Annotated in this window: 10 protein-coding genes; 4 read left to right on the top strand and 6 right to left on the bottom strand. The window is 61.9% G+C overall.

What is annotated here, in order from left to right; genetic code table 11:
• Positions 1-146 precede the first annotated feature (146 nt).
• The 4 genes from BM174_RS00625 to BM174_RS00610 all read left to right on the top strand — a co-directional run bounded on the left by BM174_RS00625 (position 147) and on the right by BM174_RS00610 (position 2,625).
• On the top strand, positions 147-734 hold the full coding sequence (locus BM174_RS00625; protein ID WP_093921895.1) for a uracil-DNA glycosylase family protein: 588 nt from the start codon (positions 147-149) through the stop codon (positions 732-734).
• A complete protein-coding gene (locus tag BM174_RS00620) occupies positions 727-1,509 on the top strand; it encodes an SseB family protein (RefSeq protein ID WP_093921894.1) in 783 nt (260 codons plus the stop codon). The genes BM174_RS00625 and BM174_RS00620 overlap by 8 nt, the downstream gene beginning before the upstream one ends.
• A 127-nt stretch (positions 1,510-1,636) precedes the next feature.
• The gene (locus tag BM174_RS00615) at positions 1,637-2,161 is read left to right on the top strand and encodes a YHS domain-containing (seleno)protein (RefSeq protein ID WP_093921893.1); all 525 of its coding nucleotides are present in this window, start codon (positions 1,637-1,639) and stop codon (positions 2,159-2,161) included.
• A 2-nt stretch (positions 2,162-2,163) separates the two neighbouring features.
• Positions 2,164-2,625 carry a rhodanese-like domain-containing protein gene (locus tag BM174_RS00610; protein WP_093921892.1) on the top strand — a complete coding sequence of 154 codons (462 nt, stop codon included), beginning with the start codon at positions 2,164-2,166 and terminating at the stop codon, positions 2,623-2,625.
• A 5-nt stretch (positions 2,626-2,630) separates the two neighbouring features.
• Here the strand turns inward: BM174_RS00610 and mdoH are convergent, their stop codons facing one another.
• From mdoH to BM174_RS00580, 6 genes are all read right to left on the bottom strand, one after another.
• Positions 2,631-4,544 (bottom strand): glucans biosynthesis glucosyltransferase MdoH, encoded by a 1,914-nt coding sequence (gene mdoH, locus BM174_RS00605; RefSeq protein WP_093921891.1) that lies wholly within the window; start codon positions 4,542-4,544, stop codon positions 2,631-2,633.
• A complete protein-coding gene (locus tag BM174_RS00600) occupies positions 4,541-6,070 on the bottom strand; it encodes an OpgD/OpgG family glucan biosynthesis protein (RefSeq protein ID WP_093921890.1) in 1,530 nt (509 codons plus the stop codon). The genes mdoH and BM174_RS00600 overlap by 4 nt, the downstream gene beginning before the upstream one ends.
• Positions 6,070-7,335 carry an OpgC family protein gene (locus BM174_RS00595; RefSeq protein ID WP_093921889.1) on the bottom strand — a complete coding sequence of 422 codons (1,266 nt, stop codon included), beginning with the start codon at positions 7,333-7,335 and terminating at the stop codon, positions 6,070-6,072. The genes BM174_RS00600 and BM174_RS00595 overlap by 1 nt, the downstream gene beginning before the upstream one ends.
• A gap of 30 nt (positions 7,336-7,365) precedes the next feature.
• Positions 7,366-8,715, bottom strand: a complete 1,350-nt coding sequence (locus BM174_RS00590; RefSeq protein WP_177209377.1) for a tetratricopeptide repeat protein — start codon at positions 8,713-8,715, stop codon at positions 7,366-7,368.
• 165 nt (positions 8,716-8,880) lie between these two features.
• Complete coding sequence (locus BM174_RS00585) at positions 8,881-10,098, bottom strand: CaiB/BaiF CoA transferase family protein (protein ID WP_093921888.1); 1,218 nt, start codon at positions 10,096-10,098, stop codon at positions 8,881-8,883.
• On the bottom strand, positions 10,082-11,698 hold the full coding sequence (locus tag BM174_RS00580; RefSeq protein WP_093921887.1) for a thiamine pyrophosphate-binding protein: 1,617 nt from the start codon (positions 11,696-11,698) through the stop codon (positions 10,082-10,084). The genes BM174_RS00585 and BM174_RS00580 overlap by 17 nt, the downstream gene beginning before the upstream one ends.
• Positions 11,699-11,833: the final 135 nt, after the last annotated feature.

The raw sequence follows: 11,833 nt of genomic DNA, 5'->3' as shown, positions 1-11,833 counted from the left end.
GTTTGCGGATAGGGCGGGCGGTAGCGGCTTGCGCAAGCGCCGATCAAACCGCTCGTTGGTCTTGCCAAAAATGCCCGCACGTTCCGAAACCGTGCAAGCGTCAAGGGTGCTGTTGGATTATCGCCACGATCTCCTATCTTTGCGGCATGGCTACTGTGCAAAGTGACATCAGCAAATGCCGGATCTGCGCCACGCGGTTTGCGGCAACGGCGACGCGGCACCAGCCGCGCCCGGTGGTGTGGTTTGAACCGCAGGCGCGGATATTGCTCGCAGGCCAGGCGCCGGGGGCGCGGGTGCATGCGGCAGGCAAACCGTTCTGGGATGCCTCCGGCACGCGGTTGCGCGACTGGTTAGGGCTCGACGAGGCGGTGTTCTACGACCGCAGCAAGGTCGCGGTGATGCCGATGGCGTTTTGCTTTCCGGGCTATGACGCCAAAGGCAGCGACCTGCCCCCGCCCCCGATTTGCGCGCGTACGTGGCGGGCCCCTGCCTTGGCCACATTGCCGGATGTGCGCCTGACCGTGCTGATCGGCGGCCATGCGATGAAGTATCACCTGCCGGATTTCCGCAGTGTGACGCAGGCCGTGGCGGAGTGGCGCGACCATCCGCCGGGCGTCTTTGCCTTGCCTCATCCGTCGTGGCGCAATACCGGATGGTTAAAGAAAAACCCGTGGTTCGCAGCCGAGGTGCTGCCGCGGCTGAAATTGGCCGTTTCGGAGGCACTGAATGACTGAACTAACCCCGCTGGACCAAGCCCACGCCGCAATGATGGCCGCGCCAGACGATGACACCGCGCGGCTGCGCTTTTACGAACGGATCGCCGACGTCGAGTTGTTTTTGCTGTTGGAGGCGGAGCCGGACGATGATCAGATAAACCCGCAACTCTTTGATGATGCGTATGTGATCGTTTTTGACCGCGCCGCACGGCTGGCGGAATATGTTGGTGATTCCGCCCCTTATGTGGCGCTGTCGGGCAGGGCGATTGCCGCCATGTTGGCCGATCAGCCCTTGGGCATGGCGGTAAACCTGAACGTGGCACCCTCTGAAATTCTGCTGCCTGCCGGGGCGATGCAATGGCTGCGTGAAACGCTGGATCATACGCCTGCCTCGGTCGAGGCGCGGATCGAGCGGGTGATCCCGCCGCGTGGTTTGCCTGAAACCCTGATCGCCGCAATTGATGCAAAACTTGCCACCGCTACAGGGATGGCCGCTGGCGCTTGGCTGGTCGGGGTCGAATATGCAGGCGGCGGGCGCGGGCATCTGCTGGGCTTCGTGGGGGCGATCCCGCGTGCGCAGGATGCCTTGGTCCGCGCGGCCTCCGAGGCACTGACGTTTTCAGGTATTGAAGCGGGTGCGATGGACATCGGATTTTTCGCGCCGAATGATCCTACGGTGGCGAAACTCGGCAAAGTGGGGCTGCGGTTCGACCTGCCGCAGGGTGAAGGATTGCAACAAACCCCGCGCTTGCCGCCCGGAATGGACCCCGCAAAGCCGCCCATTTTGAAATAATAGCGGTGAATCCGTGTGAAAGGCTCACGCAATACTCACATCGCTGCGAGATCACGCGCAGGTTAGCTGCGGGAAGCTGGTTCTGCAGTAGGGTGGTCGCAATAGCCCCAAAGGGAGGATTCCTGCGATGACCCGATTTGCTCTGACAATTGCCGCTGCCGCCACCGCAATTACGCTCGCCAGCCAGGCATGGGCGGGGGCACAATACGTCGACGAGACCGGATTTGCCGCCTCCGGCTATGATGTAGTGGCCTATTTCGATTTGGCGCAAAATCCGGTCGGGCAGAGCCAGCCTTCGGGCATTGAAGGCTCCAAGCAGTTCACCGCCGAGCATAACGGCGCAACCTTCGCCTTTTCTTCCCAAGAAAATCTGGCCCGCTTTACCGCCAACCCCGATGCCTTTGCGCCGCAGTATGATGGCCATTGCGCTTACGGCGTCAGCAAGGGCGGCAAGGTGCCGGGGAATCCGAACCTGTGGCGGATCATCGACGACAAGCTCTATCTCAATATCACCAAGAATGTCGTCGGCTTCTGGGAAGAAGATATTCCTGCCAACCTTGATCTGGCCGAAGGCAACTGGGCATCGATCGAGCCCAAAGCCGCCTCAACCAGTACGATCCCGCAATTCTCAAGCGCGGCGCCGGTCAACTGATCATGTTATCCACGTCTCAGCCAATCGGGCGGCGGGCAGTTCTGTTCGGCGGCGCGGCGGCTGTGGGCGGTGGCGTCTGGGCGTCATTGCGCTGGTTTAACACAGGGGCCGAGGTTGCCGCCGGCGACCTGACCGCGCCCGAAGCGTTGGAAGGTGTGCGGTCCGACGCATTGGTGCTCGTCGATATCCGCAGGCCTGATGAATGGGCCGCAACCGGCGTGCCGGAAGGGGCGCTGACCCTTGATATGCGCCGCGCCGATTTTGGCGAGGCGCTGCAGGCTGTTGTGGGCGATCCCAACACACCGATTGCCTTGATCTGCGCGCGCGGTATCCGGTCCCGCGCGATGGCAAACCAACTGCGCCAAGACGGATTTACCCATATACTTGATGTCCCCGAGGGAATGCTCGGCTCAGGTGCTGGGCCGGGCTGGTTGGCGCGCGGTTTGCCCGTTACCCCGCCCTGACGTCGCTACTGCGCCGCGATACTATCAGCGGTGGTCATCTGACTTTTCAGCAAAGCCCGCTCGGCGCGTGCGCGGGTGACAATTCCCGGTTCGCGCAGGGTGTGCGGGCTGTCCATGCGCAGCCCGTCTGGCGCCCAGCGGGTAAGGTTAAAGGCCGATAGCGCCGAGAGTGGCACCGCAAGCACAAGGCTGAAGACGATCGGCACCAGCCAAAGCGACAGCAACCCCGCAAAGAGCCCGCTCAACAGCACCAGCCCCAAGACGGTTTCGACCCAGTGAAACGCGATCAGCGTGCGCAGCGGATAGCTATGCGCGTCACGGCGCTGCGGGGCCCAAGGCTCGAACCTTGTGAAGAAAGCACGCAGCACGGCTTTGGTCTGCTGGATCATCAGGATCGGGGCATAGGCGACCGACAGGGCCACCTCGATCACGAAGGCCGTCAGAAAGGCCGTGCGCCCACCAAATACCCGCGTCGCTTTGGGGTAGGCGGCGATGATGCCAGCGCCCGCGATCTTGGGGGTCAGCAGCATCGCGTACATGATGATCAGGAACACGGCGGAATCGATATGGCTCATCGCGGGGGGCCAATCGGGAAAATAGGGGTTTGCCTCGTTAAAATAGCGGATCAGGTTGGTCTCGGAATCCACGCCGAGTAGCGACCAGAATACCAAAAGCACAAACCATGCAGGGCTGAGCAGATAGCTGACCGCACCGTGAAACAGATGGAAGCGCGACACAGGGTGCAGCCCAGCGGTGCCCAGCAAACGCAGGTGTTGCAGGTTGCCGCGACACCAACGGCGGTCGCGCAGCACATAGTCGATCAGCGTGCTCGGGGTTTCTTCGAAACTGCCTGACACGCGGGGCAGAAACCGCACCCGCCATCCAGCGCGGCGCAGCAGCCCTGCCTCGACAAAATCATGGCTGAGGATCAATTCTTCGCGCCCGCCCCGGCCGCGCAGATGTGGCAGCCCTGCGCATTCGGCAAAGGCACGGGTGCGGATGATCGCGTTATGGCCCCAATAATTGCCCTCATACTGCGCCCAAAGTGCCAGCCCTTCGGCCAGCAGCCAGCCGTAAGCAATGTTGGAGAACTGTTGCAGGCGGGCAAACAGCGTGTCGGCGCCGATCAGCATCGGAAAGGTCTGGATCAGCCCCGCATCGGGATCGGCGCTTAATTCAGAAGCCAGCCGGTCAATCGCGCGGCCCGTCATCAGGCTGTCGGCGTCAAGAACCACCATGCCTTGATAAGCCGCCCCCCATCCGGTGATCCAGTCGAGCAGGTTGCCGACCTTCTTGTCGATATTGTCGGCGCGGCGCCGGTAGTGGACCGAGAAGCCTTGCGGGGCGGTGTCGCGCAGACTCTGGAAGGCCTGCCATTCCTGCGCAGCAATCGCGTCGTCGCGGGTATCAGACAGCACGAACAGCGAATAGCAGTGCGGGCTGCGGCGCCGTGCCAGATCGTCCAGCATCGCGGCGGCATTGCCAAACACATCCCAAGGTACTTCATTATAGACCGGCACCAGAAGGGCCACATCGATGCCGGTGACATCGGCAGGGGCGCGGGTATCGGCATCTTCGCGGGCAAGAATACCCGCGACCGCGACGCCCACAGTGCTGACCGACAGGGTGACCCAAACGAAGGTTGCACCGATCATCGCAAGCAAGGCCCATTCCAGCCCCGACATGCCCGCATTGGCCATCCAGCTATAAAGCCCGAACATCAACACTGCGGTCCCGACAAGGGCGGGACCAAAGACCGCCAAACGCCAGGGCGAGCCTGCACGCTTGGCCCGACCTTCGGCGCCCCCGCCTGCCCGCCGTACAGGCGCGCGGGTCAGGTCCTGGGCCTGCATCAGCAGCGGCGCGGGTGTTGGCATGGCCACGCAGGAGGCCAAAGGAGTGGCGGAAGAGACGGTCATGGTTTGGTCCATCGGTAAAGCCATATTTCGCTCAGCGGTTCGTCGTTCAGGCGCAATTGCGCGCGGAATTCGATCTGCTCGGCGTCGTCAGGTTTGAAGGTGAAGGCAAGGCGCGGGCCATTGGTCTCGGGGTTGCGCTGCAGCACCGAGGACACCAGCGTGCCTTCGCTGCTGCGCAACACCACCTCGATCTGTGCCAGATCGTCGGGCACCATATCGCTATGGGCAAAATCAACTGCCACAATCTGGCCGCCCTCTGGCCTGCCGCCCATCGCGGTATTGAGCACTTTGACGGGCACATCCGCCGTTGCCGCCACCGGATCAGCACCCCAATGCAGGGTATAGCTCATCTGGTGTTCCGCCCCCGCAGGCAGCGGTGTGGCAGGGCGCCAGTAGCAAACAATGTTGTCGTAAATCTCAAGATCGGCGGGGATTTCAACCAAGGTCACAGCGCCCGCACCCCAGTTTTCACCTGGTGTGATCCAGACAGCGGGGCGCTTGTGATAAAGCGCCTCAAGGTCATTGAAGTCGGAATAGGTACGCTTGCGCTGCATCAGGCCAAAGCCGCGCGGGTTCTCGTCAGAAAATGCGCTGATTTGTAGGCGGGTCGGGTTGGCAAGTGGCCGCCAGATGACCTCATCCGCGCCATTGTGGATCAGCAAGCCGTCACTGTCATGCACAGCCGGGCGGAAATCGGAAAATCGCTGCCGCATGGTATCGTCGAACAAAAACATCGACGTAAGCGGTGCAATGCCCAGATGCGCGATTTCTTGTCGGGCAAAAATATGCGCGCTGACGGTCATTTCCAGCACCGCGCCGTGGCGGATGTGAAACCGGTAGGCGCCCGAGCAGGACGGGCAATCGAGCAGCGCATGCAGCACGATGTCACTGCTTTGCGGGTCCGGCGTTTCGAGCCAGAAGGCGACGAAATCGGGAAATTCCTCGCCCGCGTCATCGCCGGTATTGATCGCCAGACCGCGCGCCGACAGGCCATAAACTTCGCCGGTGCCGATGCCGCGGAAATAGCTGGCACCCTGAAATACTGCGTATTCCTGAAAAATGCCGGGTTTTTCAAGCTCGGCCCGCAGGCGCAGTCCGGAATAGCCCATCGCATCGCCAATTGGCATTTCGGGGAAGGTGTCGGTTGTGTCAAACACGCCCAAATCAAATCCGACAGGCCGCGCCACCCCGTTTTCGACAACATTCAAAGCCACCGCCTGGGGGAAATACATTCCCGCCGGAAAAACATCGATGCGCTGCGGCAGATCAGTGCCTTCCCACAGCGCATTACGCGCGTCGAACCAAATCTGGCGGTATTGGTCGTAGGACAGGTCGCGCCACGCTTGCGGCACTTTTTCACGCGGCTGAAAAGTGGCGGCTGCGCGTCTGCGCGCCATGGCAATCAGCGTGTCGCTGTCAAAAGGTTCAGACGCTACGCCCAGCTGCAAGCCAAGTTCTTCGGCCCATGCGGCCGCGGGGAGGGCGGCCAGCGCCATCAAGGATTTGAGGACATCGCGACGCAGCATTATGCGGCCCCCTTGCTGCGCCAAGGTTGCGATTTAAACCAGCCTGCGCTGTAAGCCACCAAGACCAGAATCGCGCCGCCAGCGATGTTAACCAGCCAGACCGTTGCCGTGCCACGCCCCGCAAGGTCCATCACAAAGCCCATGACGCGTGCCAGAAACATCGAGGTGATAAACACCGCAAGCGATTGCTGCCCGACCTTGAGGATCACCGCCAGCAGGCCGCTCCATCCCGTAGCCAAAGCGCTGCTGCCACGGGCCAACAGGTTTTTGCCCTTATCGCCTGCCAGCACCCACGCCAGATAGGCAAGGCTCAAGAACTGGACAAATCGGAGCAGGCCAAAGTTGGTCTTGTCGATCAGGCCACCCAGCGCCAGCCGCGCATTGATCACCGGATTTCCGGTTTCGGTCACAAAGAACCAGTCACGTTCAACCGCGCGCACGCCGATATTGCTCAGCGGAATATTGGCGAGCACCAACAGCAGAGTTATCCCCAGCAGAGCGAGCGTTACCGGCGGCTTGGGCAACCAGCCGCGCATCAGTGCAAAACCGGTGAAAAAGATCAGTTGCCAGCCGAACGGGTTGAAAAACCAGCGCCGCTCGGACCAGGGCTCCGCCGGAAAGGCGAGGTGCAGATCAACCAGCCCCAACCGGATCAGCAGCCATTTCTGTGCGAGCAGCCAGACCACAATCACAAACGCAGCCACCAGCCCCAAATGCACCCGCGACAGCGCCATCACCACGGGCAGCATCACCAGCACGACCATATACATCGGCAGGATATCGAAATAGTTAGGCACATAGCTAAGTGTCATCAGCCCGATCAACGGCTCTGCCGGATCGTCAAAGAATTTCCACAGGTTCAGTGAGCCGATGTAGTTCTTGTCATAGCCACCGTAAAAATCGATGCCCGCAAGCAGGGTGGCAATGGCGATGAACAGCCCGATGTGGGCCCAGTATACCTGCCACACCCGAAACCCGACACGCGCGGTGCCCAGCCGCCATCCCATCCGGTCGAAGGCACCACCAAAAGCGATGGCCGAGGCCATGCCCGAACAGAACACGAAAATCTCGGTCGCGTCGGAAAAGCCCCAACGCGCGGGAATCCATGACGACAGAAAGTTGCCGGGCGTGTGCGAGATCAGAATGATAAACATCGCGATGCCACGAAAGAAATCCAGTCGCAGGTCGCGCACGCGGGTGTGGGACACAGCGCCAAGGGCGGTGACGGGACGGGCAGGGATGAGGGTCGGGTCGGCAAGGGTCATGGCCGTGAAGTATTCCAGATAAAAGTGGCGCTATTGGGCAGGGATGCGTCGGGCGCGTCCCAGCCGGTCGAACCGGGTTGAGGTGAATCTGTCCTCATGTCCGGCGCGCAAATGCAGGCGATCCAACAGGAGGTTTTCAGTCGCGTCGAAATGACCTGAGCGCAACCCCGCGTCAATGGTCATACGCTCGAATATGTCACGTTGTGCGTGACTTCCGCCAATTGTTTGCATTTTTGGGCGGGCCTTCGCCAATAGCGTGAAGGCGACACCATAGCGCCCTTCGGCAAAGGCAGTCAGCCCGCCCAATGCCGCGACGCCCGGATCGGCATACCGGTGCCCCATATCACTGCGCGTGCGGGCATCGCGGATGCTACGCGCGGTGAGGGCAGCTTCTGCGCCGCTGCGGCCATCTGCGGCCAGCGCCATCATGTAATGCAGATCTGCAAAGACCAGACAGCCGTCCTCCACGCGGGTTTCGCAGATCGCTGCCAGTTCCTCCCAACGGTCTGCCACGGCGATCCCGTCAAGTTGCAGTCGCATCAAAAGCGAGGTAGCATTGGCGATGTCGCGGTAGTCGTCGGTCTTGTCGGCCCTGATCTGGGCATCATAAAGCGCCAGCGCGATATCGTATTCGCCGCGATCAAGGTGCAGCAGCGCTTTGTGCCACCAGACGTGATAGCGAAAGTTGTTCGCCCCGCTCCATGCGCCCTCATAAGCCTCGATCAGCGCGATACCCGCATCCGGATCGGCGCGCATGTCATGGACGTGGGCCACCGCGTGCAGACCCCAAGCATCGTCGGGCGCGTGGACAAGCCCTTGCAAACCAGCCGCCTCCGCCCCCGCGTAATCGCCGGTTTCTTCGAGACTGAAGGCATGGCAACCCAGCAGATAGCCGCGCAGCGGGTGGTCGGCGCCATGGGCAGGCAACACCCGCTCGACCGAGGCGCGCATACCCTGCGCATCGCCCAAGATGAAGCGTAGTCCGTGGCTGGCTTTGGCGGTCAGCGTGTCTTGCGGGGTCGTGGCAAGCACTGTCTCCAATGCCGCCACGGCGCCTGTCGGGCTGCCACCCAACCAGTGATCCAGCGCGTCGATCCACCCCTGTTCGCGCGGGGTGATCGGGCCACCGGTGCCGGCAGCTTTTGCGGCCCTGAGGGCATCTTGGGCTACGGCTCGCAGTTCAGCTTTGCCCATCATCAGCGAGAAGAGCCCGCGTGCCGCATGGCCCATTGCGAAGTCAGGCTCCGCGGTCAGAACCGCAGCAAGATGCACCGGTGTTGCGGCTTTATGGCCCAGAAACGCCCGCACCATGGCGTTCCACTCCTGCAGAGCCTGCGGTGTCTGGAGGCTGAGCGGCGCGGCGCAGAGATCTGTCATCATAAGGGAGCCTTTCACGAAAACGGTGTGCGGAAACAGGAGTACCCGCAAAAGCGTTTTCGAAGAACGACCATGGGCGCAGCCACACACCAAAGTGAAGCTTCCGCCAAATTCCGTGAACGATTATGTCAGAAAACCCGCGATTTGCCCGTTTAGCGGGACGGATGCCTAGCTTTCGGGCGCTTTATCCTTGGCGCTGTCGGGCCCCCAACGGCGCAGAACCTCCTCGGTATCCTGACCAAACCGTGGCGGTGCACGGTCATAGCGCACCGGCGTGGCCGAGAATTTGAGCGGGTTGGCAAGCAGCCGCAGCTTGTCGTCCTGCACATCAGCAGCCGGGACATCGACCACAACGCCACGGGCGCGGGCCTGATCGGACTCGAGCGCTTCGCCAATGGTATTGATCGGCCCGCAGGGGACCTTGACCGCTCTGAGCCGTGCCAGCACGTCGGCTTTGGGCAGGGCGCGCATTGCGGGGCGGATATGGTCCATCAAGGCCACGCGGTTTTCGATCCGCGCGAGGTTGGTCACAAAGCGCGGGTCCGTCGCCACGCCCTCCAGACCGATGGCATCGCAATAGCGCACAAACTGCGGATCATTCCCGACGGCCAGCAGGATATGCCCGTCGGCGCATTCAAAGGTATCATAGGGCACGATGTTGGGATGCGCATTGCCGCGCCGCTCCGGCAGTTGACCAGAGGTCAGGTAGTTGGTGCCCTCATTGATCAGCCACGCCATCTGGGCATCGACCAGCGCCAGATCAATATGCTGGCCTTCGCCGGTCGCGTCACGGTGGCGCAGAGCCGCCAACACGCCGATTGTTGCATACATGCCGCACATAACATCTGCGATGCCGACACCGACCTTCATCGGTGGCCCGTCCGGTGCACCGGTGATCGACATGATGCCGCCAAAGCCTTGCGCCATCAGGTCATAGCCCGGTTGGTCGCGGTTCGGTCCGGTCTGGCCATAGCCCGAGATCGAGCAATAGACCAAGGACGGGTGCGCCTTGCGCAGAGTGGCGTGATCCAACCCGTATTTCACCAGCCCGTCTGGTTTGAAGTTCTCGATAACCACATCGGCGCGGGCGGCAAGATGGCGCAACACGCGCTGGCCCTCGGCAGTGGTCATATCTACGGCGATGGAACGTTTGTTGCGGTTGGCGGTCATGAAATACGCAGAAAGGTCGGTCTTTGCCCCCGCATTGTCGAGCTTGTAGTTCGGCCCCCAGCCGCGGGTGTCATCGCCTGCGGTCACAGGGTTTTCGACCTTGATCACCGTCGCGCCCATGTCGCCTAAAAGCTGGGTGCAGGTCGGCCCCGCCAGAATGCGTGTCAGATCGAGAACAAACAGCCCGTCCAACGCGCCCCTAGATGCGTCCGTCATAGGACCCCCTGTCGATGATTGCTGCAATAACGGTAAAAGTCGGGGCGACCATGGCATCGCGCAGGGCGGTTTCCAACTCGGCGCGGTTGCGCACCGTCACGCCAGCGCCGCCAAAGGCCACGCCCATCGCCGCGAAATTATGCTGGGCGAAATTAACCCCGTGATCCGGCATCTGCCGCTCGCGCTGCTTTTTCTCGATCAACGCGAGCGAGGCATCGACGAAGACCACAAAGACCGGCGCGAGGTTCAACTCGGCTGCGGTCGCAAGCTCGCCCGCGACCATCAGAAATCCGGCATCCCCGGAAAAGGACAAGACCACCCGTTCGGGGGAGGCCAGCTTGGCCCCGATCGCCAGCGGCACGGCACAGCCCATGGTGCAGAGCGCCGACGATTGCATCAGATCACGCGGCGCGTAGCATTCCCACATCTGGCTGAGCAAAATCCGGTGCGCCCCGCTATCGGCCGAGGCGAGCGCGTCGCGCGGCACGGTCTTGCGGCAAGTGTCGATCACCGCAGCAGGCCCCCATGCGTCGTCGCTGGGGAAGGCAGCAGCGAGGTCGGCCTTGAGCTGGTAGATCTCGCCGCCTGCCCATGTGTCCTGCACATCCAACCCTTCGCTGAGCGCGCGCAGGGTAGCGGCGCAATCGGTGACGAAGTTCAGCGTGGACTGATGCATGTAATGGTGGTTGGGCACGGCGGTGATGTCGATCACGCGGTGGCTCGCGGGCGTCCATACATCGCGCCAGCCGGGGCGCATTTCAATCGGGTCATAGCCAACGCAGAGGATCAGATCGGCGGATTGCACAAACGGCACGAGGTGGGTGTCGGCAAGCGGCGACAGCCCCGCTCCGCCGAGCGACAGCGCATGATCCTCGGGGATCACCCCTTTGGCTTTGTAGGTGGTGAGGACCGGCACATTATGGTCCTCGGCAAACTCCAGCACGGCCTGAGCTGCGTCATGGTTCAAGGCATCGACACCGACCAGCATGACGGGGCGTGTTGCCGCCTCAAGCCACTCACGGGCAAGCAAAAAATCCTCGCCAACAGGGATCGCAGCACTGGCAGGGACACAGTGATGCGGGGCGAGGGACGGTATCCGCGCATCGGCCACACCAATGGGCACGTCGATATGCACCGGCCCCATGCGCCCTTCGGTTGCAATCGCCACGGCTTTATCGGCGATTGTATGGGCCGCCCCTGCAGTCAGGGTGAAACTGGCCTTGGTGATGGGGCGAAACACCGATTGCTGGTCAATCACCTGATGGGTATAGCGCGCCGCGTCATCTGCATCCATGCAGCCAGAGAGCACGATCAACGGCACCTGATCCTGTAACGCGTTGGCGACAGTGTTCACACAATTCAGCGTGCCCGGCCCGATGGTGCCAACAAGGATCGCCGGGGCGCGGTCACGGTGGTGCACCCCTTCGGCGATAAATCCGGCAGCGTTTTCATGTTTAGCGAGGATGAACCGGATACCCGCTGTCTCAAGCGCGTCAATCACCGTCAGGACTTCGCCACCGGGCATACCAAACGCCGTGCGGCATCCTGCATCATAGAGCCTGCGGGCAAGCGCGTCGGCGGCGCGGATCGTATCGGTCATGGGATAACGGCCTTAGGTGACAAGATTTGTCTTCAAAGACCATGCGGCGCAGGCCAATGCAACTCACTCTGTGGGCATCTGGCGGGGCAGGCGGCACCGGCCCCTGCGCATTGGCGGGCCGGTGGTTTTAGATTT

This window comes from Sulfitobacter brevis (assembly GCF_900112755.1).
Lineage (GTDB): Bacteria > Pseudomonadota > Alphaproteobacteria > Rhodobacterales > Rhodobacteraceae > Sulfitobacter > Sulfitobacter brevis.
The sequence above is the reverse complement of the archived record's forward strand: the minus strand, read 5'-3'. Positions and strand labels throughout refer to the sequence as shown.

What these genes read in the sequence shown, in the direction of transcription:
- BM174_RS00625 (WP_093921895.1), top strand. Translation starts at nt 147, where the DNA reads ATGGCTACTGTGCAAAGTGACATCAGCAAATGCCGGATCTGCGCCACG.
- BM174_RS00620 (WP_093921894.1), top strand. Translation starts at nt 727, where the DNA reads ATGACTGAACTAACCCCGCTGGACCAAGCCCACGCCGCAATGATGGCC.
- BM174_RS00615 (WP_093921893.1), top strand. Translation starts at nt 1,637, where the DNA reads ATGACCCGATTTGCTCTGACAATTGCCGCTGCCGCCACCGCAATTACG.
- BM174_RS00610 (WP_093921892.1), top strand. Translation starts at nt 2,164, where the DNA reads ATGTTATCCACGTCTCAGCCAATCGGGCGGCGGGCAGTTCTGTTCGGC.
- mdoH (WP_093921891.1), bottom strand. Translation starts at nt 4,544, where the DNA reads ATGACCGTCTCTTCCGCCACTCCTTTGGCCTCCTGCGTGGCCATGCCA.
- BM174_RS00600 (WP_093921890.1), bottom strand. Translation starts at nt 6,070, where the DNA reads ATGCTGCGTCGCGATGTCCTCAAATCCTTGATGGCGCTGGCCGCCCTC.
- BM174_RS00595 (WP_093921889.1), bottom strand. Translation starts at nt 7,335, where the DNA reads ATGACCCTTGCCGACCCGACCCTCATCCCTGCCCGTCCCGTCACCGCC.
- BM174_RS00590 (WP_177209377.1), bottom strand. Translation starts at nt 8,715, where the DNA reads ATGATGACAGATCTCTGCGCCGCGCCGCTCAGCCTCCAGACACCGCAG.
- BM174_RS00585 (WP_093921888.1), bottom strand. Translation starts at nt 10,098, where the DNA reads ATGACGGACGCATCTAGGGGCGCGTTGGACGGGCTGTTTGTTCTCGAT.
- BM174_RS00580 (WP_093921887.1), bottom strand. Translation starts at nt 11,698, where the DNA reads ATGACCGATACGATCCGCGCCGCCGACGCGCTTGCCCGCAGGCTCTAT.